Raw genomic sequence first — 21,958 nt, forward strand, 5'->3', positions numbered from 1 at the left:
GTATCTGTCTGAGCCACTGCGAGTGTCGCGGGCAAAGGTGCTCATCAGCTAGCTCGTCTTGTCGACATCCTCGGACTTTTCAGAGTTGTCAGTGTAGACTCGTTGCCTCATTCTCTGACCGTGGGTCAGCCGCTGGACGTCGACGTCAGAGTCAAAGCTGGCGCCAATTCCACCGGCGACGACTCCCATTGCTGCGCTGAGCCACGCGATGTCGAGATAGTTGGTAAATGCGGCCTTTTGCTGAATCTGGTGGCCCATGAATTCTGGATCGATCACAACGAGGCTGCCGAAGAGAATAAGGACGACCAGGATGGCGTAGAGAGCGACGACACTGACGAGCAGTGTCAACACCGTGGAGAGGTTGTAGTACATGACAACTGTCGCAAGTCTCTCTTTGCGTGGTGAGTCCCAGAGTTTGTGGCTGACGAGTAACCAGGAGACCATGACGATGATGGCGACAGCGCCGATCGACAGTAACCGAAGTGTTGACAGATAGGTGGACATCTGCCAAATCGAGCTGTAAAAGATGCCGAACGCTCCTGTGGCTGAGGCTGCCGCGAGCGCACCAGAGAGCTTCGGTGCCGTGCGCCATGGCTCGTTAGCCATCGTCATTCCCAAAATCAGTCGCGGGCCACCTGTGACGGTGTGGGCATGGAGAGACTGATGGTCAGAGTTTTCGTTGTTCGACCAATTGCTCCACCGGAGCAGGAATCGTCGGGTGTACTCGTCGGGGTCCCAGGGGATGAGTTTGTTGACAGAACTCATCATTACCTTGATGATCCGGCGTTTTGTCGCCCAGGCACCTAGTGTGGGGCACGAGACTACTGCAAGATTGCGATCGGAATGAACTTCTGCCACCAGAGGATCCCCCTGGGTGTGCCGGGGAATCTCCGTCAGGATGAGGACGACGTTGACGTCGGGATAATCGGAGCGAAGATCGTCCACAGCGTCGAGAGCCAATTCGCGCTCGGGGGTCAGACGAATAGTGTCGGTCACCGTGTGGAGTGTGGTGGTGACCCCATACGCCTCTTGAAGAAGCTTCTCGAGGCGTTTGTGGATGGAGGCAGCTCGTCGGCTGGGCAGTCCAGGATCGGCGACGAGCAGGATCTTTAGCGCCTTCGAAGTCGTGTCAAGCATAGGCAGCGGTCTTTCTGGTCTCGTGGGTGGCGCCGGCACGTTGTCTAGCTAGTTGGTTAAAGTGGTGCGGATTCGCTCGATGATCTCATCGAGGGCATCGTCGAACTCGCGCTGTCGATGATCTTGGCTCAGAAGCGCACTGAGTCTGTCAACAGTGGGATAGCCAGACAGAGCTGATTTTTCGCCCGAGGTATCGCCGTCCTGTCTTCCAATAATGGCGTCGAAGGAATTGGAATGGACGTGCAGGAGCAAATCGCCGATGAGGAAGCTTGTGAAGGCCTTGTAAGCGCTGACCGCGGCTATGTCGGAGAAACCGAATCCTTGCAGTGTGGAAAGGAAGTCTTCGACCCACCGCAAGCTGCGCAGTGGAGGTCGTAGCCACGGTGCTTCCGAGGGTTGAGTGGCAATTAGAGGGAAGATTTCCGGGTGGTCGCTGGCCAAGTCGCGCGTGGCGTTGGCAACACGTTGGAGATAGTCTTCCCACGATGTCGGAGTCTCGGTCATGAGTTCGTTCTGGAAGAGCCCGGCGATGAGGTCCGTGACCATGGCTTCGAGAAGATCTCCTCGCCCGGAGACGTGTCGGTACAGTGCCATTGCCTCTACTTCGAGGGCGTCGCCGAGGCGACGCATGGTGAGTGACTCGAGACCGTGTGCGTCGACGAATGCAATAGCCGCACGCACAGTGTCGTCTCTGGAAAGGCGCTGCCGAGCCAAAAATTCCTCCTCAACCGAATCAACCGAAATAAGGACGGTACCACTACCCCCGCACCCAAGAGCTGGACAGATGCCCACAGTCTATCCCCTCTAACGTCTAACAGCGAAGGGTTCCCCCAAAGAGTTTAACCTGTAAACATGCCATGATTATGTAGAATATCACCAAGAGTCCCGTGTCGAAAGCCGACAACGAATGGATACCACTTTGCATGCTCGACTCCGAAGCGATAATCTGCTAGCGTGATTACAGCGTAAACACGAAAGGCACACTATGAAACCCGAAATTAAAGAATTTCAGGATGACACCGAACTCATGGCCGAGGTGACACGTCAAGCATCGAACGGGATATCCAAAAACAATCTCTATGTCCTCTCGCATGACGATGACCGCACCGATCGTGTGGCAGACGAAGTCAACGCGAATGAGCCCGACGACCTCAGCGAATTAGTGGGGACACGCTACGACAAGAAGGGCGACGAACTCCGAGCGATTTTCGAAGAGTTCGACTTCACCCCCAGTGAGTCCAACGACCTCGAAGAGAAGCTCGACCACGGAAAAATCCTGCTCCTCATCAATAGCTAATGGGCGACCAGCGGTGGCTAAGCGTGATACCTGACTAGGAAGAATTGCATGGGCTTTATATTGCTTATCTGGTACTCGGTCTGATAGCCGGTGCTATCGCCAAAGCGATCCTGCCCCGTCGGCAGGGCGGTGGTTTGATCGCGACATTAATCCTCGGCGTCATCGGTGCTCTTGTTGGCGGCTGGCTGGGAGGACTGCTCTTCGGCGTAGAAGTCGGATCATTCTTCTCGCCCTCGACATGGCTGTGTGCCATCGGCGGATCCGTCGTCGTCCTCTTTGCGTGGGGCCTGCTGGCAGGCCGTCACCGTACCGCGAAACCATAGCCAATAGTTGGCAGCAGCGTCCGAGCTGCGTCATTCGGCGCTGCAAGATCGAAAGGAAGCACAATGAACGAAAATTCCCACAAAGGCGAAGAGCTCAAGGGCAAAGCGAAGACAGTGGCCGGTAAGGCCACTGGAGACACGGGCCTAGAAGCCGAAGGCAAGGCCGATCAGGTCCAAGCTGAAGGCAAACAAGCCGGCGACAAGGTAAAAGACACCGTCCACGGCATCAAGGACTCCGTCAAGGATTCGTCCGACGACTGAGTAGTCGCGCGTGAGGATGGGAGCAACGTCTTCGTTGCTCCCATCCTGCTATCTACTTCGCCCGCATCGCGGGATGCTCACGATCCAATGCCAACGGAGGCGGAACAAATATGGAAGAGCCCGGGCGTCATTCCTTTATCGTGATGGCCAATCGTCTGCCCGTTGATCGACGCGAGGGCAGTTGGGAGCCCTCCCCAGGTGGTCTCGTCTCGGCCTTAGCACCAGTGGTCTCGGCTCACCGCGGAGCCTGGATAGGGTGGGCCGGAATACACGATGAGGACGTCGAACCTTTCGAATTCGAAGGTATGAGTCTACTCCCCGTCGCTCTCAGCCACGACGAGCACCACCAATATTACGAGGGGTTTTCCAACGCCACACTCTGGCCCCTCTACCACGATCTCATCGTCGCACCTCAATATCACCGCCCGTGGTGGAAGGCCTACTACGCTATCAACTCCAGGTTCGCCGAGGCCGCAATCGCCGTCGCAGCCCACGGAGCCACGGTGTGGGTTCATGATTACCATCTTCAGCTCGTCCCCGACATGATCCGCGCCCAACGCCCCGACGTGCAGATCGGATTCTTCAATCACATTCCGTTCCCTCCGGTCGAACAATTTGCACAGTTGCCATGGCGAGATTCGATCCTCAATGGATTGTTGTCCGCCGATGTCATCGGTTTCCAACGTGAGTCCGATGCCACCAACTTCCAACAGTCCTGCCGCAGACTGTTGGGTACAAGCGGCGAACACAGACAGACCAAGATCGGCGTCTACCCGATATCGATTGATGTCGACGAGGTCCTTAGGGCCACCGAATCCGAGGCAGTCAACGAGGTGGCGCGAAGGTTCCGGAGTGATTTGGGTGATCCCGCTACGCTCATTCTCGGAGTTGACCGTCTCGACTACACGAAGGGCATTCTCCATCGCCTCCACGCTTTTGAGGAGCTCCTCGAAGACGGGCTCCTCGACCCCAAGGAAACGTGCTTCGTCCAGATCGCGGTTCCTTCGCGTGAGGGGATCGACGCGTATCAGGATCTGCGTGATGAAGTCGAACGATTGGTCGGCCATATCAATGGTCGCTTCGGCACCTTAGACCGCAGCGTTGTCCACTATTTCCATCGGTCCTATTCCGCCGATTCCACCATCGCCTTGTACCTGGCCGCTGACGTTCTCCTCGTCACTTCCCTGCGCGACGGGATGAATCTCGTGGCCAAGGAATTCGTCACCGCACGCCAGGGACGTGCTGGCGCTCTGGTTCTGTCCGAGTTCGCCGGCGCGGCCGATGAGCTTCGTCAGGCCGTGCTGGTCAACCCCCATGACATCACTGGTCTCAAACACGCCATTCATCAGGCAGCGATTATAAGGCCGGAGGACGCCCGAGAACGTATCGCTGCGATGGCGGCCACTGTGGGGGATTATGACGTCCACGAGTGGGCACGAGATTTTCTCGACGACCTGCAGGCAGCCACAGCTCCAGCAGATTGCTGACGAGAACTCAGCGCGACGTGAACTGCAGGAAATCTGGGTGAAGAGTGACCAAGTGAGCAACAATAGGCGCGATCGTGATGAGTCAACACCGCAGGACGATATCCCTACACCGCATGGCATCGACCTGAAGTCGTTGCCCCCAGAGGATAAACTGACGCTCAAACGAGCAATCTCAGAATCCGCCCTCCGCAATGCTGTGGAATGGTTCGACTACGGGGTCTAATCCTACGTGTCCGTCTATATCGCCCACTCGTTCTTCCCCCGGCGAATGGGAGACCGCGCTCACCTTCGCATTCCTAGCCCTGTCCTTCGTTTTTCGACCTTTGGGCGGATTCGTCCTCGGCCCCCTGGGAGACAAGGTCGGCCGCCATCGGCACAGGACAAACGTCGGGGTTACTGAGGCTCGTTCCTCGAGGTGGGTACCCTGGCGGGTACCGCCTCGGCGACTAGATTGCACAATTTTGCTAGTCACGGTGGGCACGGACGGAGTGGATGCCAGTCGGTGGCGCCGGCCGTTCCTCCGCACACTTGCACTGGGAGGCGTTGCCCTGCGGCTGCGGATGAAACTCGATGAACCAGAGGCCTTTTCCAAGGCGACCACACAACAGCAGAAGAATCGTCAACCATTCAGTGAGCTGTTCACCGAGTTCAAGAGGCAGATCGTCATGCTTATGGCCTTCGTCGTCCTGCTCAATATCGGTCAGCACATGGCCCTGACCTATATGCCGACCGACTTTGCCGAAACGTTGGGCCATTCCCAGATCGAGAGCAAATTGATGCTCGCCGCCCTGCTTCTGGCGATGATCATCGTCGTCAGCCCCTTGGACTGGTTGACAGATACGATCGGGCGCAAACCATTCCTCTACGCCTCGACGACCGGCTTCGCAGTGTTGTCTGTCCCTGTCTTCATGCTCATGCAGGCAGTGGCCCGTGGTCTGCAGTTTCTGGGTCTGGGGATCATCGCTTTGTTGCAGGTGATGATGCAATCGTGTGTCTCGGCGACTCTGCCGGCGATCGCACCGAGGTCCATTTCTCAGGATTCGCCATCGGCTACAATGCTTCGACCGCAGTCGTCGGTGAAACCACGGCTGCGGTCAACACTTTTGTCGTCAAGTCCACCGACTTCGAGTTCTCCCCAGCTGTCTACCTCGTGGGTGCGAGGATCGCTGGGCTCGTCGGAATCCATTTCTTCAACGAGACCGCTGAACGTCCGATGTCTCATTGAGAGAGTCGCGGTCCCAGTGGCCTCGCCGGGATAGGTAATCACTCGACGCCATTAGGCGATGGGCTCGCGAAGTGGGATACGAAGTCTCTGACCATAGACGTATCCCACAAGCTACCAAGGATGCCTACTGCCAAGCCGGCTGAGTATCGAAGGATCTCGATACGCAACTGGTAGGTAGACTCGACACTCTTTTAGGTCCAAGAAAAAGGGTGATGACATCCTGTCTAGAGTAGAGTAGATTCTCTGCCCGGGCTGCTTCGCAGCACTGAGGGATCACCGGATCCCTCCCCGGGCCACAGCTCTGTGGGCGTGACACCAACAGTGAAAATGATAAGGAATAGGTAAGACTATGGCTATAGTTCTCTGGATCATTGCAGCACTGCTCGTCATTTCGGGCATCTTCGCGATCTTACGCAAGCAGATTCTCTGGGGAGTTGTCCTCATCGTCGTCGGTTGCCTAGTTGGCCCAGGTGGGGTGAGCATCTTCACCTGACCTGCTCAGACTCTATTGCGGCGCCCTCACCCACTCTGGGTTGGGGCGCCGCAGTACGTTATCTCTGCGTGGTTCAAGAATGTTTCGAGTCTTCCTCTGCTTTGTCAGCTACAGCAACGGGCAGAATCCAGTCACATCAGCATGGGATGTTTAGCCTTGCTGACTGCGAGGAGACTGGGGTGTCGCGGTCAACTTACGCTCCTCAACGAGAGCCCGACCGCGAAGAGTCGGAAAGACTTCGAATGGTGTCACCTCCGCAACGTCTATCGCGGGGAATCGGGGTCATTAGGGGCCCCGCGCCTACTCTCGACAATCAGATCCTTGTTGCGCAGCAGACGTAAGGCGGTCACCAGAAGCAGGCCGCCGAGAATATTGAATAGCACCGTGTAGCCAAACCACCCCAGCCAATCGCCGTAAGTGACGGCAACACCCGCGTGGATGGCACCAAAGATGATCAACGAGTCGAGAATGGAATGGAACATCTGCAACCCGGCCAGTAGGAAGCCACCGGCGACTGCGGCCACGATTTTGGCCATATCTGATCGGGTCCCGTGCTGCATGCGAGTCATCAAAGTGATGGTGCTACCACCTAGAATAGCCAGGCATATCGATTGCCATCCGAATCCGGCGTCGACAAAGTGGTGGGCCGCTGTCTCGAGTTCGGGACGGAATTCAGGGAAGGCCCGGGCTACCAGCCACATGAAGACCCATCCGCCCACGAGGTTCATCACCAATGTCCCCGACCAGAGTTTCAGCAGGCTTGCGAAGATGGCCTGCTTTGCGGCGAAGGCAGTAATAGGTACGAGGAAGCCTTCGGTGAACAATTCGCTTTTTGCCAACAGCAATGCCACTAAGCCGATACCAAATGCCACTCCCGCCAGCAGATGGCTCTGCGTGGCGTGCATCACCGCCAGATAGGCCATGACCCCCGTGGCGACTTCGAATCCTCCGAAGGTTCCGGTGATTAAGATGATCGTCCAAGAGCGAGCTAAACGGCCTGCCCCTTCGGCGACGATTCGATCATAAGATGCGGCAATTTCATCGTCGACTGGGGCATTGCTTTCACCCAGTTGTCGTCGGCGTTGGTCGGCATTCATAGGCGTTCACTCTCGAATTGCCGCGGCGGTTGTCGCGATCTAGCACCATCGTAATGCGTGCGGCAAGAAGATCCCGACCGGTTGCAGAGCGATTGGCCGGGCAGTTGGTAGGAACAACGACGACGGACTAGCCAGCGATCAGGCCAACCACTCACGACGGTGTACCCGGTTGAAATCTGCGCTTCCCGACTCAGCTACCTGTACAGCGCATGCTCAGTCCGGTGGTTCCAACGCGGTGTCCTGTTCCTGCTTCCTATCTCCCCCGCGGAAGTCGCGCTCGCTGTCGGGCGAGGAGGCTTCGGCTGCAGCTCAGGCAGCCTTCAGGTCTTCTCTATCGAAACATCATGCTTTGCGGCAATGCGCTCGAGTTACCCCTCAGCTCCATGCTCCTGTCCTACTGCACCGTTTGGCAGGTTCTTCTTCTCGTTGTCGATTTCAACGCAATCAAGGTGCTCGATGGTTACGAAGGTGTGAAGGGCCACAAACACCGTTCGACAGGCACCCCGACGCGCGAGTTCAGGTGCCGAAGCAGGCGAAGGCAATGACGGCGTAACGCGACAGTCTCAACCCGGCGAAAATCGTTGCTGAGATGGCCAAGGACCAGGGCCGGTCGCTGGTTCTATCGAGCAGGAAGACCGAGCAACTCTACCTAGCATCGTTTCTGTTGGCGCCGCGAGGTCTTGGGTCTTCAGCTCCCGCGACGACGTCGTCTGGATCCACGTCGTCGCGCAGTCCACGCCACACCGGATGACGCAGGCGCCCCGCGTCAGTGAACCCGGCGAATCGGACCTCACCGACGAGGCGGGGTCGCACCCAGTTCGCATCACGTGACTCAGCGGCAGGCACTTCCAACGGCGCTGTCTTCCTGGCCAGCCTATCGAGCTTGCTGCGCAGCGCTTGCAGCTGAGTCTCATCGAAACCGGTACCGACGCGACCCAGGTAGACCAGATCGTCCTTGCCATGAGCGGCAAGCAACAGGGAGGCAAAAGTCTCGGAACGCTCGCCTTGACCGGTGCGCCAGCCGACGATGATCACATCGCGAGTCGAGACATATTTGAGCTTGACCCAGGTATGGGTTCGTCGGCACGGCAGGTAGGTGCTGCCGGTTCGCTTCGCCATGACTCCTTCGAGCTTGAGCTCTCGGCTGGCATCCATCGCCTCATCAACGCTTCCCTCGAAGGCAATCGGCACATGAACGGACTCACCTTCGGTGACCATTTTCGTCAGTTGTTCACGTCGTGTCAGATAAGGGGTCTTCAGCAGGGAATCACCATCGGCACTGAGCACATCGAAGATCATCACGTGCACCGGAGTCCGGCCCCGCTCATGGTCGATGTCGCGGTCGTGACTCAGACCCATCCTGCGCTGGAGTCGACCGAAGTCCGGACGGCCGCCGGGGCCCAGGGCCACGATCTCCCCGTCCAGGATGCAGTCGACGTCGACGCACGTGGCGAGTTCAGCAAGTTCAGGGTAGATATTCGTCAAATCGTGGCCGTTTCGACTGCTCAGCCTCACCTCTCCGGCAGAAGCTTCAGTCGCGGCCCGGACAGTGGCGAGCGCACGGATTCCGTCCCACTTCATCTCGAACGCCCACTCCCCTGCCTCACGTCGAATCGAGGGGAGATCACCGATGCTGGCCAGCATCGGTGATAAGTGGGTGGGTTCGACATCTGCGAGCCTACGACCCACCGGGCCGGGCGCCTCGGATGGGGCGGGCGAGTCTTTGGTCAGGTGGATCATCCAGTTCTTCTCGGGCTCCTTGTTCGGCCCGTGGTCACCGGTGTTGAACAGTGCGAACCGGCGAACTCCGCCCAGGCCGCCGTCGTCACCTCCGTGGAGGACTGCGATGATCTCTCTGCCTTCCCGCCACTTCTCGAGTTCAAAAGTCCCCGAGTCCCAAATCGTGACCTCACCGGCACCGTACTGGCCCTTCGGGATGGTGCCTTCGAAGCTTGCGTATTCCAGTGGGTGGTCTTCGGTCTGGACAGCAAGATGGTTCTTCTTCGGATCCGTCGGCGGTCCCTTCGGCAGCGCCCAGGAGACCAGCACACCATCGTGCTCGAGTCGAAAGTCCCAGTGCAGGGAGCTGGCATGGTGCTCTTGGATGACGAATGAGAGCTCATTCCCGCTGACCCCGTGGCTCTCGGGGACCGGCTCGCCGGTGTGTTTCGCATCGCGCTTGGATCGGTAGACGTCCAATCGATCACGAGGGACTGTCGCCGAGGCCGAGGTGCCTGCTGCTTTCACGCGATCACCGGGGCTGGTTTCACCAAGCGAATTGTCGGTGCGAGTGTTACCGGCGGACTTCGCCAGCGGTTCGAGCAGATCCCCGAGGTCCTCGATCCGGTCGAGGACTTCTTCGAATCTCAGCTGTCCAACGGCTGCAGGGGCCTCGAGTTCCTGCCACGTACGTGGTGCGGCCACGGTCGGCGTGAACTTTCCCCGCAGCGAATAGGGCGCGACAGTTGTCTTCGCCGCCGAGTTCTGCGACCAGTCGATGAGCACCTTGTTCTCCCGCAGTTTCTTCTTCATCGCCGAGACAATCAACCTTTTGTGATCGGCCTCGAGGCTGCGCGCCAACTCGTGGGCGACGTCAGAGATCTGCTGACAGGTGGCCGATCCGTCGAGAGGGGCGTAGAGATGAATTCCCTTGGAGCCGCTGGTCACCGGGTAGGAGTCGAGTCCCATTCCGCTAAGCAGCTCTCGCACCAACTGGGCAACCTCAACACAGTCGGACAGTCCGCGTCCTGGACCGGGGTCTAAGTCGAAGACCATCCGGTCCGGTTTCCGGGTCCTCGATTCGATGGTGCGGGGGTCCAACGATCCTGGACCGACCTGCCATTGCGGAACGTGCAGCTCGAGTGAGGCCATCTGAGCGAGATAGGTCAATGTCGCCCGGTCCTGCACCAGGGGGTATCTTTTCGAACCGGTCGAGTGACGGATGGACCGGGAGAGAATCCAGGAGGGGGCGGATGCGGGCAGGTCCTTCTCAAAGAACACGTCCCCAGGGTCCTGCGGAGTGCCGACACCGTCGACCCACCGTTTGCGAGTCGCGATGCGATCACGGGAATGCCTGATCAGGTGAGGGCTGATGCGAGCAAAGTAGTCGAGCACCTCACGCTTGGTCGTGCCCGACTCGGGGTAGTAGACCTTGTCGAGGTTGGTCAGGGTCAACCGATGCCCCTCGACGGTGACCTTTTGCTCATGGCGTGACATAGGCGCCTCCTGTTCTGTGCACGTTACTCGACTGCAGCGTCGGGGACGAGAGCAATGGGAGAACAACCTCGGCGGGCATACTTCATCGGCCAGGCCGCTACGCCGGCCAAGTTCCGGGGGTAGCCAAGGTTGCGGGACTGGGCTTCAATGGGAGGATGAGAGCTATCTGGACCGGATCGATTGCATTTGGTCTCGTCAACGTGCCGGTGAAGCTGTACTCGGCCACCGAGAACCATGACGTCAGCATGCACCAAGTACATGAGAAGGACGGCGGACGTATCCGCAATCAGCACCGGTGCCAGGAATGCGGGAAAGTCATCGAGTATGACGACATCGTCAAAGCCTATGATGATGGCGACCATCGGGTGATTCTCACCGACGAGGACTTCGAGGCTCTGCCTGCGGGCGAGAATGATGACCTTGACGTTCTGCAGTTCGTTCCAAATGATCAGATCGACCCGATCATGTTGGAGAAGTCATATTTTCTCGAACCCACGTCGAAGACTCCCAAGGCCTACCTGCTGCTGCGCCAGACACTCGAGGACACGGACCGCACTGCCATCGTCAAACTGACTCTGCGCACTCGAACGCGACTGGCTGTTCTGCGAGTCAGCGGAAAGGTCCTGATGATCCAGACGCTGCGCTGGGCCGACGAGATCAGGGATGTGGACTTCAAAGGTGTGAGTTCCCGTGCAAAGATCTCCGACAAGGAACTGGAGATGTCGGCCAAGCTCGTCGAGTCCTACTCGGAGGACTTCACCCCTGAGGAATTCACCGACGACTACCAGGAAGAGTTGGCCAAGCTCATCGATGCGAAGATCGAATCGGGCGAGACCCTCGACGTGGCGAAAGCTTTCGGAGACGAAGAAGACGAGGAAGACGAGGAAGAGCCAAGCGGTGATGTCATAGACCTGATGGAAGCACTGCAGAAGTCGGTTGATCGCTCACGGTCGTCGAAGAAGAAGGCCGCGAAGAAGACTGGCAAGAAGGCCACGTCGAAGAAGACGAACACTGGATGACCCCCTCACCAGAACATGAAAGAATCATGCCTCAGCCGTGTGGCTTTGACTCACCGGCTTCCTGCTTCGCCGAGTTCATTCCGGCAACTAGATCAATCTGCAGCGGGTTGACCTCAGCAGAGGCAATGAGGAGCCGACCGAGGGCCTCTGCTGCCTGAACGGCGATGGCACGCCGGAGCCGCAAAGCATCGTCTCGGCACCAGATTCGGCCAGGCTAGGAGGCCGGACTGCCCTCGATCTTCGAGAGTGCTCGCTTCCGGCTGAACCGCTTCTCGCTCTTGTCGATCAGATGGGTGCCGACGAGGTCGCCGGTGATATTGAGCCCCGTCGCTCCCATTCCCAGTATCACGTCGACGCCGGCAACCAAGGCCACAGTTTCCATCGGCAACCCAGCTTGCTTCAGCAGGATCGTCAATCCGATGAGTCCGGCGCCGGGAACTCCCGCTGTGCCGATTGAGACAAATGTGGCGGTGAGGACAATGACACCAAGTTCAAGCATGGACATGTCGCGTCCAACGATATTGGCCGCCAGCACCACCGAAGCTCCCAGGCGGATGACTGCACCATCCATGTTGATGGTCGCTCCCAGTGGGACCACGAAACTCGCGACCTCGTCCAGGATGCCTGCACTCTTCGTCGCCTTCAGCGATACCGGGATAGTGCCCGAACTGCTCTGAGTGGTGAAGGCAGTGACCATTGGCTCACGGGCGGTGCGGAAGAAACCGCCGATCGGAACTCGATAGATGAGCAGCAAGGGAATGTAGATCAGGAGAATCTGTGCAGCCAGGCCTGCATAGACGACCCCGGTCAGTTTTCCCAGCGCGGCAAGTGCATCAAAACCTTGGTTGCCGATATCGCTTGCAACAAGAGCAAAGACACCGACCGGCGCGTACTGGAGTATTCCGCCGAGGATGCGGAAGGTCATTTCCTTGCCGCCCAGCACGATTTTGTACAGCAGAGTTCCGAAGCCCGAGATCGTCGAATCGGAGGAGCGGCGCATCCCCGCCAACGTGAGGCCAACAACCATTGACACGAAGATCAGCGCGAGAATATTGCCGTCGGCCAAGGCCTGGAAGATGTTCTCAGGAAATATTCCGACGAGCTGGTCGATGAACGACGGCGGGTCGGGCGTCTCGCCACCGCTCTCGGGGCTTTGCAGTCCAGTCCCAGGGTTCACCAGGAGCGCGAGAGCCAAGCTGATGACGACGGCGGCAATGGTGGTCACCAGATAGAAGACGAAGGTTTTGGAGGCGACCCTGACAAGCCTTCCCGACTGTGTGCTGTTGACCGCGTCGATCAGCGTCAACATGATGATGGGGATGACGACCAGCTGCAGGAGGTTCAGCAGGATGTCACCAATTGGTGAGAGCACTTGCGCCTGCTGCCCGAACAGCAGCGCAACGATCAGCCCAAGGACGAAGCCGATCGTCATCTTCACAAAGAGTGATGTATCCCGGTAACGGTGCCAGATGCGCTTGAGGATCTGTGACATATTCTAAAGCTCCGTACTCGGAGTTCCAGCACCGAGGTGTCGCACAGCTTCGCAGCAGAATCGTGAAACGCTCGGCACCGAAAGGGACGTCGGTGCCGCTTCTGCAGTCACGCCCATTCGATGCTCCTTCGAAGATGAGTGCTCACCTCGCAGCTGGAGATGGTGGCATTGCGGCCCGCACTGATACTGGTCGGCGCTCACTCTAACGCACATGTATCGGACTCCTGTTCCGTCTCAACGGTCTCCTGCTTCGCTGAGTCGCTTGCCTCAGCCAGATAACCCTGCGGCGAGTCGGCCTCTGCCAGGGCCGTGAGAAACCGGATGACGGTCTCTCGTTCGACACCGTCAAGTGCGGCGGCGGCATCGAACCTGCGGGAGTGCTGGCGACCGATCGTCTCACGGGCAACGCGGGCTGTCGCCGCTGTCACCTCGAGGCATATTGTGCGCCGGTCGCTGGGGTGCGCCACGCGGACCAGGTGGCCGTTGACTTCGAGGCGTCGGACCAGCTTCGTCGTGGAGGCACTGGAGATCCCGACCTCGCGGGCAATGTCCTTCGGTGTGACGACACGACCCCTTTGCTGGGCGCGGATGAGCATCCTAATCGTGCGCATGTCACTTTCATTGAGCCGCACGTAGCGGCGGGAGACCTCGGAGAGTGCACGGTCCGCCTCACGCCATCGACGCAAAGACTCCATGACCTTCTGACACTGATCGATCTCAGCCTGCGACAGATGAGAACGCTCAGAGAATTCCGAATCGTTCACAACATGCTCGATATCTGAATCAGATGCGATTCCTGTCTTGATGGTCGCCACAAAAAACAGCATAGCGTTGCTATGCTGGGTTTAACGCTCGCCTGGCTAACGAAAGTGAGTTCCAACAGTGGAAATGGTTGTTCTCGTCGACCACCTCGGAGATCCCATCGGTGTCCAGAGCAAGGCAGACGTCCATGGTCAGTCCACCCCTCGGCACCTGGCTTTCTCTTGCCATGTCGTCGACGAGCGCGGTCGCCTCCTGGTCACCCGGCGTGCGCTTACGAAGAAGACGTGGCCGGGAGTCTGGACGAACTCATTCTGCGGCCATCCCGGACCCGGTGAGAGCCTCGAAGACGCGGTCCGTCGTCGCGCCGGCTTCGAACTCGGACTGACTGTCGATGACATCACCTGCGCGATTGCCGACTTCGGCTACGTTGCCCGTGATGCTACGGGAATCCAGGAGAACGAGCACTGTCCTGTCTTCATCGCCCGAGCCGTATCGGACTTGACGCCGAACCCCGCCGAGGTGGCCCAGACTCAGTGGACGAGCGCCTCAGAGCTGCGGTCAGCGATCGACGCGGCCCCCTGGGCATTCAGCCCCTGGCTGGTCGAGCACTTCCCCCAGCTGGCGCCGCACCTCGCCGGCCACATCGTCGAAGCAGGAGACGATGACTGACTCGGCCAACCCCATCGATGACATCGCCTTCTCATTCGAGGACAGGCTCACCCAGGTCCTGGCGGACGGGCAGAGGCGCTCTCGCGCCTTCTCCTCACAATACGCCCAGCTCTGGGAGTCACTGGCGCACATGACCACGGGCGGAAAGTTGATCCGCCCGCGACTGCTCATCGAAGCACACCGCGCGCTGGGCGGCACCGACGAGCGGGCAGCCGTTGACGCGGCCTGCGCCATGCAGATGCTCCACATCGCCCTGGTCATCCACGATGATGTGATCGACAACGACACCATCCGTCGCGGCGAGGCCAACATCTCCGGAGAGTTCGCCTCCGAGGCCCTGGCCCGCGGGGCTGTGGCCAGTGAGGCCGATGCCTGGGGAGACACAACATCGATTCTCGCCGGTGACCTCATGCTCACTCTCGCCCACTCCCTCCTCGCCCGACTCGATGTCGACGAGACCAAACGCCGAGCCGTCCTCGACATCTTCGACGACACGGTGTTCGAAAGCGCGGCTGGCGAACACGCAGACGTGTGGCTGAGCATGCATCTCGAAGAAGCGAGATCACATGATGTTCTGGCCATGATCGACCAGAAGACCGCCGTGTATTCGTTTCAGGCACCACTGCTCATCGCCGCTGTTCTGGCCGGAGCCGACAGGAGCCTCATCGACGAACTGGCCGCCATCTCCAGGCAGATCGGTGTGATCTACCAGCTGCGCGACGACGTCCTCGGCCTCTTCGGCGACGAACGAAAGACGGGAAAGTCCAATCTCAGCGACCTCCGTGAAGGCAAGGAGACTCTTCTGGTCACGTTTGCTCGCTCCGATCCGGCCTGGGCCGAGGTCCGCTCCCTCTTCGGAGACGCGATGTTGAGCATTGCCGACGGCAATCGGCTGCGCAGTGTCATCGAGGAATCAGGCGCACTCATGCTCGTGGAGTCGATGATCACACAACGCATTGAGAACCTGCACCGACTCATTCGCGAGGCTGCTCTGCCGACAGCATTGAGCAATCACCTCACCCAGCTCACCGCCGAGTGCAACTCCCGAAGTGCATGAAGCCATTGTCCAAGCGCAGAGCAATCAGAGATGACGAGAACACCGGACCACCTGTCGACTATGACGGACAGATGTGGAGAATCCGATCCTTTGATGCGGCCAGGGCAGTGTTGCGCGCACGCGATCAGACCACCCAAGCCGGATTCACCGCCGAGAAGATTCCACGAGGCTACTTTCGCCATCACCCGATCCTGATCTCTGACGGTGAAGATCACGATGCCCAGCGCCGAGAAGTCGCTCGGTTCTTCGCCCCTTCGGTGGTCGCGGAAAAGTATGGAGATTTCATCAACGACCGCGCTCAAGCGGTCGTTGACAACGCGGTCATGGACGGCAGATGCCGCCTTGACGAGGTGGCACTGCACTATTCGGTCGACGTCACAGCCACGGTGGTGGGTCTGACCGAATCCTCCATCGAGGGCATGGCCAAACGTCTGGTCGGGTTCTTCAGACAGCCCCCTGTCGACCTTGCCGCCCCGGCGATGGGACGCACGCGCCGACAATGGATGCAGGCGGCGATCAACGGCCTCATTCCCATCGTCTCCTTCTACTGCGCAGATGTGCGGCCGGCGATTCGGTCCCGCCGCAGACGAGAACGCAATGACGTCCTGTCCCATCTGCTGACGGCCGGTTACGGCACCGCCGACATCCTCGTCGAATGCGTCACCTATGGCACAGCGGGCATGGTCACCACCCGCGAATTCATCACCATGGCATGTTGGCATCTGCTGACGAACGCCGAGTTGGGTCGCGAGTACGTCGAGGCCGCACTGCCGGCCAGGCTGGAGATACTCGAGGAGATCATCCGACTCGACCCGGTCGTCGGCCATCTCTACCGTCGGGCCCAAGCCGATATCGACATCTCGGACAACAGCGGCTCGTTCACCATCTCCGACGGTGACTTGATCGACGTCTGCGTCCGGCAGACCAATACTGACCCTCAGGTGATGGGGCCTGACCCGGAGACGATCTGCCCCGGTCGCGGCCTGAACCGGGCAACGCCTGCAGCAGGAATGAGCTTCAGCGACGGAGCACACAAATGCCCCGGCCAGGCATTGGCTCTCTACGAGACCGATGCCCTGGTGCACAAGCTCCTTGCCCATCGACCTCGCATCCTCAAAGAGCCCACCATCAGCTGGGACAACGTCATCGAAGGCTACCGGCTGCGCGGCCTGGACCTGAGCCTGATGGCCCCATCACGGCCAGCGAGCGTCAGCAGGCAGAATCCCTCACCCACCCGATCACGGCTGCAGACTGCCGATTCGCACCCATCGATGAGAATGACGATATGAGCTCCTTCGAATACCTTCTGCTGATGGGCGCGTGTCTGCTGATCACGCTTCCCCTCGAACTGCTGTTCTCCGCCCGGATCTATCGTCGCCCGAAGCTCCTCCTCGGATCTCTCATCCCAGTCGTCATCGTCTTCTCGCTCTGGGACATCGTCGCCATCGGCCGGGACCACTGGACATACAATCCTCAGTTCGTCACCGGCATCCACCTCGGCAACCTGCCGCTGGAGGAGCTCGTCTTCTTCATCGTCATCCCGGTCTGCGCCCTGCTCAGCTACGAGGCAGTGGGCACCGTGCTCAGGTTCTTTGCCAAAAAGAGCAGAAAGGCTGCAGCAGATGATGCCTGAGTACACAATCATGACGATCCTCGGAATGATCGTCGTCATCGGTCTCGAGGTGTTCGTCTTCCGCAGCGGCATCTTCCGACGGACGCAGTACTGGGCCGCGCTGGCCATCTGTCTGGCCTTCCAGTGCCTGGTCGATGGGTGGCTGACCAAACTCAGTGACCCCATCGTCAGGTACAACCCGTCGCAGTTCCTGAACCTGCGTTTCCCCTGGGACATCCCGATCGAAGACTTCGGTTTCGGGTTCGCCATGATCACATCCGTGCTCATGCTGTGGCAGTGGCAACTCAACCGATCGCGCAAGGACACCCCATGACACCGAAACACCGGCCCAGAGATCGCTTCGCCGAGAGAATCCAGGGCCCGCAGGGACGGCCGCGCCTGCTGCGACCCAAACGGGTCACCATCATCGGCGCCGGCATCGCCGGACTGGCTGCAGCCGCGATCCTGGCCGAACACGGCGCCGAGGTCACGGTCATCGAGAAGAACGACTACCTCGGCGGCCGCGTGGGTGCCTGGCCGGTCGACGACGAACGGACCATGAGCCGAGGATTCCACGCCTTCTTCCGGCAGTACTACAACCTGCGCGACCTGCTCAGCCGGGCGGACCCAGACCTTGAGCGCCTGCGACCCGTCGACGACTACCCGCTCATCCATCGCCGAGGCTCGATGGACACGTTCGCCTCAATCCCCCGCACCCCGCCGTTCAATCTCCTCGGTTTCGTCTGGCAGAGCCCCACATTCCCGATCAGACGACTCCGTGATGTCGATATCGCTGCCGCAGTCGAACTCATCGATGTCGAGTTCCCCGCAACGTACAGCTACTATGACGGCGAATCTGCCGCCGACTTCCTCGACCGGCTGCGCTTTCCCGACGAAGCCCGCCATCTGGCGCTCGAAGTCTTCGCCCGCTCCTTCTTCGCCGACCCGACAGAGTTCTCTGCGGGTGAGCTCGTGGCCATGTTCCATACCTACTTCACCGGTTCAGCGGAAGGGCTGCTCTTCGACGTCCCTGTCGATGACTACGACACAGCGCTCTGGGCACCGTTGGGCGACTACCTAAGGTCGCTGGGGGTCACGATCGAGACGGGGACAACCGTGACCTCGATCGAACCCGCCGAGTCCGGATGGACGACCACGACAGGGGAAGCGAACCTGGAAAGTGATGCCGTCGTGCTCGCAGTCGATCCCGCCGCGGCCCGTAATCTGCTCAGCGCAAGCCACGACTCGCTCGTGGACAGCGCGCCTGCGGCCCAACCGTGGATGGAGACGATCGGCTCACAGACCAACGCTCCCGCGTTCGCAGTGCTGCGACTGTGGCTCGGCGCGCCCGTGGCCGACCACCGACCGGCCTTCCTGGGGACAAGCGGGTACGACCTCCTCGACAACGTGTCCGTGCTTGAGCGCTTCGAGGCCGGAGCCACAGCGTGGTCCGAATCCCACCACGGCTCGGTCCTCGAACTCCACGCTTATGCCCTCGAAGGCGAATCACACGAGACCGAGAGCGGGAGGGCGGACATCGTTGCGCGACTGCTGTCAGATCTGCATCACGTCTACCCCGAGACCGCAGCCCTGACCATCGTGGACCAGGAGCTGCTCATCGAAGCAGACTGCGGGCTCACTGACACCCGCCCGTGGGAGGACAGGCCCGAGCCGTCCACCCCGATCCCCGGGCTGGTGGTCGCCGGAGACTATGTGCGCTGCAACACCCCTGTGGCCTTGATGGAGCGTGCCGCCACGACCGGCTATCTGGCGGCCAACCACCTGCTCTCGACCTGGAGGGTCGAGGGGACGGACCTGTGGTCACCACCGACTCGAGGCCTGCTTCGGCGTGGAGTGCTCGGGCGCATCAGGAGTCGTCGATGACCATGTCCCGTCGAAGACCATCACTGCGAATCATCGAGAGGATCTCATGAAAGCTCCGTGGAAACGCTATCTCCTTCCGGCCGCCATGTGCGCTGCAGCAGCAGGAATCGGGGCATTCGGGACGAAAGTCGACTCCGACTGGTACAAAAATGTCACCAAACCAGCATGGCAGCCCCCGGGCTGGGTCTTCGGACCCGCATGGTCGACCCTGTACACGTTGACGGCAGTCGCCTCCGGGCGGGTGCTCACACGCCTGCCCGACAGCCGGGACCGCCGCGCCTACCTGGGTGAGTTGGGCGCGAACATGGCGGTCAATGTCGCATGGAGCTGGCTGTTCTTCTCCGCCCGTCGCCCGGATGCGTCGCTGGTCGACTCCCTGATCCTAGAGGCCTCGACGCTGAGGCTGCTGAGGAAGGCGGCTGCCGTCGACAAGGCTGCAGCGCTCATGCTCACCCCCTATGCAGCCTGGGTGGGGTTCGCGACTGTCCTCAATGGAGAGATCCTCAGACTCAATCCCGATGAGATGCCTCGATCTCTGAGTTGCACCCGGACAGAAGGTCGCTGATGAGCACAAGCCGTGAGGACCTCACTCTGGTGTGGTTTCGTGACGACCTGCGCGTGGCCGACCATGAGGCCCTCACCGCGGCGCGTGCCGATGGACGTGTCATCGCCGTCTGGATCCGTGAGACCCGCGACGAGGAGGGTCTGGGGCCCAGGCCCTTGGGCGGGGCTTGCCGGTGGTGGGCACACGAATCGCTGACCGTGCTCCACGAGGAGCTCGCCGACCTCGGCATTCCTCTGCTCTTCGCCGCGGGCCGGGCGGAAGCGATCATTGTGCAGCTGGCCAGCAGCCTCGGCGTCACCGCTGTTCGCTGGACGCGCCGCTACGCATCCGCTTCCCGGGCTCTCGACGGCCAGATCAAGACCGTGCTGAGCGATCAGGGGTTCGCGGTCCATTCCCACACCGGGTCCCTCCTCGTCGAACCGTGGACGGCTGCCCCTCAGAGCAGTGACCATTACAAGGTCTTCACCCCGTTCTGGAAGGCCGTTGCCGGACGCGATGTCGGTGACGTGCTGCCGAAGCCGCACGGGCAATCACCGCTGAGCCAGACACTGCTCAGCAGGGCACGTGAGTGCCCGGCGGTGATGGAACTCGACGGGCTGGGGCTCCTCGACGGCACAGAGACAGGAGCGGGTGAAGCCGCCGCAGCCCCAGGCCCCCGGTGGTGGCAGGACACCATCGCCGGCCACTGGTCGCCGGGCCTGCGCGCCGCCGCAGGCCAGCTCGATGACCTGTCCGCGAGCATCGACGGCTACACCACCAGCAAGGATGTGCCCTCTGACGCGGCGAGTACCTCGCGGCTCTCGCCCAGGCTGCGGCACGGAGAACTGTCCCCGCGACAGCTGCTCCAGGCCGCTCGGACGACCAGCTCGCTCACCCAGGACGACCGCGCGGCATGGATCCGTCAGCTCTACTGGCGAGAGTTCTCCTGGCACCTGACCTACCACTATCCCCAGATCGACTCTGCGCCGATCAGACCCGAGTTCCAGAACTTTCCCTACGAAGATGATGACGATGCTCTCTCCCACTGGAGATCAGGGACCACCGGGTACCCGCTCATCGATGCGGGAATGGCACAGCTGTGGCAGACCGGGTGGATGCACAACCGGATCCGCATGGTCACGGCAAGCTTCCTGACCAAGAACCTCCTTCAGCACTGGTGGCACGGAGAGCAGTGGTTCTGGGACACCCTCGTCGACGCCGATGAAGCCAACAACCCAGTCTCATGGCAGTGGGTCGCCGGAAGCGGTGCCGATGCCGCGCCGTATTTCCGAGTCTTCAACCCGGAGCGACAACGCGAACGCTTCGACCCCGACGACGCCTACATCGACGACTGGCTTCCCTACACTTCGGAGGCAGCTCCGCCTCCCCTCGTCGATCTCAGGCAATCACGGCAGGCAGCTCTGAGCGCCTACGACCACATGAAGAACAGGTCCACAACCCGCGACAACTCCGGCGGGTCCTGACATGGTGGACCACACGACACAGGATCCCCGGCTCACAGACGACGAATACAGGATGGCAGGTCGAGCATGAGAGTACTACTGGCAGGATGCGGAGATCTCGGAACCCGTTTGGGCCTGAATCTGGTGCGCAAGGGCCATGAGGTCATCGGACTGCGGCGACACACTGAATCACTTCCCGCCTCGTTCGCTCCCTTCGCAGTCGATCTCACCAGTCCCGGCACGGCCAAAATCGATGACATCGATGCAGTGGTGATCACTCTCACCCCCGATGAGTACACCGATGACGGTTATGAACAGACGTATCTGCGCGGGGTTCAGGGCCTGATCGGTGTCCTGGAATCCACGCCTGAGCGTGTGATCCTCCTGTCCTCGACTCGAGTCCTCGGGAGTTCATCGCCGGGTGCTGTTGCGAATGAAGACTCCCAACCCCACCCTGACTCGAGTCCCGCCCGGACTCTCTGGGAGACCGAGAATCTCATCAGGAACACTTTCGCTTCCGCGTCGATCATTCGGGCAGCAGGCATCTACGGGCGGGAGAATTCTCGACTCATCGAGGGGGTCCGTTCGGGTCGGCCCGTGAACTACCGACGGTGGACCAACCGCATCCATCATGCTGATCTGGTCCGGGCGCTCGAGGCTCTTCTCTTCAGCTCTGATGCTCCACGGCTGATGCACGCAGTGGACTCGTGCCCCGTGCAGCTGGGGGAGGTCGTCGAATTTCTGGCATCCGAGCTCAACGTCTCGCCTCCGCCAGACCTCTCTGCGGAACCTGCAGAGGGAAAGAGACTCGACAACACCCGATTCCACGAGTTCCTCGGGTCCTTGGAATTTCCGACGTACCGAGAGGGATACTCTCATCAGCTGCGCACCGGAGCATAAGCCGGTCACCGACCGACAGT

General features: G+C 60.1%; 23 protein-coding genes and 1 pseudogene. 18 read left to right on the forward strand and 6 right to left on the reverse strand.

The features are described 5' to 3' along the window. Positions 1-48: 48 nt before the first annotated feature. Positions 49-1,137: a hypothetical protein gene (locus tag CXR25_RS14890; RefSeq protein WP_164513987.1), complete on the reverse strand. Its 1,089-nt coding sequence runs from the start codon at positions 1,135-1,137 to the stop codon at positions 49-51. A gap of 48 nt (positions 1,138-1,185) precedes the next feature. After that, positions 1,186-1,767, reverse strand: coding sequence for a TetR/AcrR family transcriptional regulator (locus tag CXR25_RS14895; RefSeq protein ID WP_241212343.1), 582 nt, complete (start codon positions 1,765-1,767; stop codon positions 1,186-1,188). A gap of 355 nt (positions 1,768-2,122) precedes the next feature. Here CXR25_RS14895 and CXR25_RS14900 point away from each other — a divergent pair, with 355 nt between their 5' ends. From CXR25_RS14900 to CXR25_RS18705, 8 genes and pseudogenes are all read left to right on the forward strand, one after another. Further along, positions 2,123-2,434 carry a YflT domain-containing protein gene (locus tag CXR25_RS14900; RefSeq protein WP_125240758.1) on the forward strand — a complete coding sequence of 104 codons (312 nt, stop codon included), beginning with the start codon at positions 2,123-2,125 and terminating at the stop codon, positions 2,432-2,434. A gap of 44 nt (positions 2,435-2,478) precedes the next feature. Next, positions 2,479-2,757 carry a GlsB/YeaQ/YmgE family stress response membrane protein gene (locus tag CXR25_RS14905; protein ID WP_125240759.1) on the forward strand — a complete coding sequence of 93 codons (279 nt, stop codon included), beginning with the start codon at positions 2,479-2,481 and terminating at the stop codon, positions 2,755-2,757. A gap of 63 nt (positions 2,758-2,820) precedes the next feature. Next, entirely contained in the window at positions 2,821-3,018 is a 198-nt protein-coding gene (locus tag CXR25_RS14910) for a CsbD family protein (RefSeq protein ID WP_125240760.1), read from the forward strand. 110 nt (positions 3,019-3,128) lie between these two features. Then, the gene (locus CXR25_RS14915) at positions 3,129-4,505 is read left to right on the forward strand and encodes an alpha,alpha-trehalose-phosphate synthase (UDP-forming) (RefSeq protein ID WP_125240761.1); all 1,377 of its coding nucleotides are present in this window, start codon (positions 3,129-3,131) and stop codon (positions 4,503-4,505) included. A 191-nt stretch (positions 4,506-4,696) separates the two neighbouring features. Then, a pseudogene (locus CXR25_RS19400) lies at positions 4,697-5,470 on the forward strand (MFS transporter); the annotation flags it as partial. Between the two features lie 23 nt (positions 5,471-5,493). After that, on the forward strand, positions 5,494-5,730 hold the full coding sequence (locus tag CXR25_RS19060; protein WP_241212345.1) for a hypothetical protein: 237 nt from the start codon (positions 5,494-5,496) through the stop codon (positions 5,728-5,730). A gap of 50 nt (positions 5,731-5,780) precedes the next feature. Beyond that, the gene (locus CXR25_RS19405; protein ID WP_125240924.1) at positions 5,781-5,873 is read left to right on the forward strand and encodes an Lsr2 family DNA-binding protein; all 93 of its coding nucleotides are present in this window, start codon (positions 5,781-5,783) and stop codon (positions 5,871-5,873) included. Between the two features lie 206 nt (positions 5,874-6,079). Beyond that, the gene (locus tag CXR25_RS18705) at positions 6,080-6,223 is read left to right on the forward strand and encodes a GPGG-motif small membrane protein (protein ID WP_164513989.1); all 144 of its coding nucleotides are present in this window, start codon (positions 6,080-6,082) and stop codon (positions 6,221-6,223) included. Between the two features lie 263 nt (positions 6,224-6,486). Here CXR25_RS18705 and CXR25_RS14930 read toward each other — a convergent pair whose 3' ends face one another. Together CXR25_RS14930 and CXR25_RS14940 are read right to left on the reverse strand one after the other, a co-directional pair. Beyond that, complete coding sequence (locus tag CXR25_RS14930; RefSeq protein WP_125240763.1) at positions 6,487-7,320, reverse strand: formate/nitrite transporter family protein; 834 nt, start codon at positions 7,318-7,320, stop codon at positions 6,487-6,489. 645 nt (positions 7,321-7,965) lie between these two features. Continuing rightward, positions 7,966-10,536: an ATP-dependent DNA ligase gene (locus CXR25_RS14940; protein ID WP_125240764.1), complete on the reverse strand. Its 2,571-nt coding sequence runs from the start codon at positions 10,534-10,536 to the stop codon at positions 7,966-7,968. A gap of 155 nt (positions 10,537-10,691) precedes the next feature. Here CXR25_RS14940 and ku point away from each other — a divergent pair, with 155 nt between their 5' ends. Continuing rightward, positions 10,692-11,555 (forward strand): non-homologous end joining protein Ku, encoded by an 864-nt coding sequence (ku, locus tag CXR25_RS14945; RefSeq protein WP_164513990.1) that lies wholly within the window; start codon positions 10,692-10,694, stop codon positions 11,553-11,555. 214 nt (positions 11,556-11,769) lie between these two features. On the opposite strand, the gene CXR25_RS14950 is transcribed toward ku, so the two are convergent. Together CXR25_RS14950 and CXR25_RS14955 are read right to left on the reverse strand one after the other, a co-directional pair. Further along, a complete protein-coding gene (locus tag CXR25_RS14950; protein WP_125240765.1) occupies positions 11,770-13,047 on the reverse strand; it encodes a dicarboxylate/amino acid:cation symporter in 1,278 nt (425 codons plus the stop codon). A 197-nt stretch (positions 13,048-13,244) separates the two neighbouring features. Next, positions 13,245-13,742, reverse strand: a complete 498-nt coding sequence (locus CXR25_RS14955) for a MarR family winged helix-turn-helix transcriptional regulator (RefSeq protein ID WP_241212346.1) — start codon at positions 13,740-13,742, stop codon at positions 13,245-13,247. A gap of 193 nt (positions 13,743-13,935) precedes the next feature. Here CXR25_RS14955 and idi point away from each other — a divergent pair, with 193 nt between their 5' ends. The 9 genes from idi (at position 13,936) to CXR25_RS15000 (ending at position 21,938) form a co-directional block, all read left to right on the forward strand. Continuing rightward, positions 13,936-14,478 (forward strand): isopentenyl-diphosphate Delta-isomerase, encoded by a 543-nt coding sequence (idi, locus tag CXR25_RS14960; RefSeq protein WP_101620197.1) that lies wholly within the window; start codon positions 13,936-13,938, stop codon positions 14,476-14,478. Beyond that, complete coding sequence (locus CXR25_RS14965) at positions 14,471-15,535, forward strand: polyprenyl synthetase family protein (RefSeq protein ID WP_101620196.1); 1,065 nt, start codon at positions 14,471-14,473, stop codon at positions 15,533-15,535. Before idi ends, CXR25_RS14965 begins: the two co-directional genes overlap by 8 nt. Beyond that, positions 15,532-16,824: a cytochrome P450 gene (locus tag CXR25_RS14970; RefSeq protein ID WP_241212347.1), complete on the forward strand. Its 1,293-nt coding sequence runs from the start codon at positions 15,532-15,534 to the stop codon at positions 16,822-16,824. The genes CXR25_RS14965 and CXR25_RS14970 overlap by 4 nt, the downstream gene beginning before the upstream one ends. Beyond that, positions 16,821-17,168 (forward strand): lycopene cyclase domain-containing protein, encoded by a 348-nt coding sequence (locus CXR25_RS14975; protein WP_101642996.1) that lies wholly within the window; start codon positions 16,821-16,823, stop codon positions 17,166-17,168. The genes CXR25_RS14970 and CXR25_RS14975 overlap by 4 nt, the downstream gene beginning before the upstream one ends. Further along, positions 17,158-17,481, forward strand: a complete 324-nt coding sequence (locus CXR25_RS14980) for a lycopene cyclase domain-containing protein (RefSeq protein ID WP_101642998.1) — start codon at positions 17,158-17,160, stop codon at positions 17,479-17,481. Before CXR25_RS14975 ends, CXR25_RS14980 begins: the two co-directional genes overlap by 11 nt. Continuing rightward, entirely contained in the window at positions 17,478-19,031 is a 1,554-nt protein-coding gene (locus tag CXR25_RS14985) for an FAD-dependent oxidoreductase (RefSeq protein ID WP_125240767.1), read from the forward strand. Before CXR25_RS14980 ends, CXR25_RS14985 begins: the two co-directional genes overlap by 4 nt. A 46-nt stretch (positions 19,032-19,077) precedes the next feature. Continuing rightward, positions 19,078-19,596, forward strand: coding sequence for a TspO/MBR family protein (locus tag CXR25_RS14990; RefSeq protein ID WP_125188178.1), 519 nt, complete (start codon positions 19,078-19,080; stop codon positions 19,594-19,596). Then, positions 19,596-21,059, forward strand: coding sequence for a cryptochrome/photolyase family protein (locus CXR25_RS14995; protein ID WP_125240768.1), 1,464 nt, complete (start codon positions 19,596-19,598; stop codon positions 21,057-21,059). The genes CXR25_RS14990 and CXR25_RS14995 overlap by 1 nt, the downstream gene beginning before the upstream one ends. Positions 21,060-21,125: 66 nt before the next feature. After that, the gene (locus CXR25_RS15000) at positions 21,126-21,938 is read left to right on the forward strand and encodes an SDR family oxidoreductase (RefSeq protein ID WP_125240769.1); all 813 of its coding nucleotides are present in this window, start codon (positions 21,126-21,128) and stop codon (positions 21,936-21,938) included. Positions 21,939-21,958 lie beyond the last annotated feature (20 nt).

The sequence above is a fragment of the Brevibacterium aurantiacum genome (assembly GCF_003932995.1).
GTDB classification, from domain to species: Bacteria; Actinomycetota; Actinomycetes; order Actinomycetales; family Brevibacteriaceae; genus Brevibacterium; species Brevibacterium aurantiacum.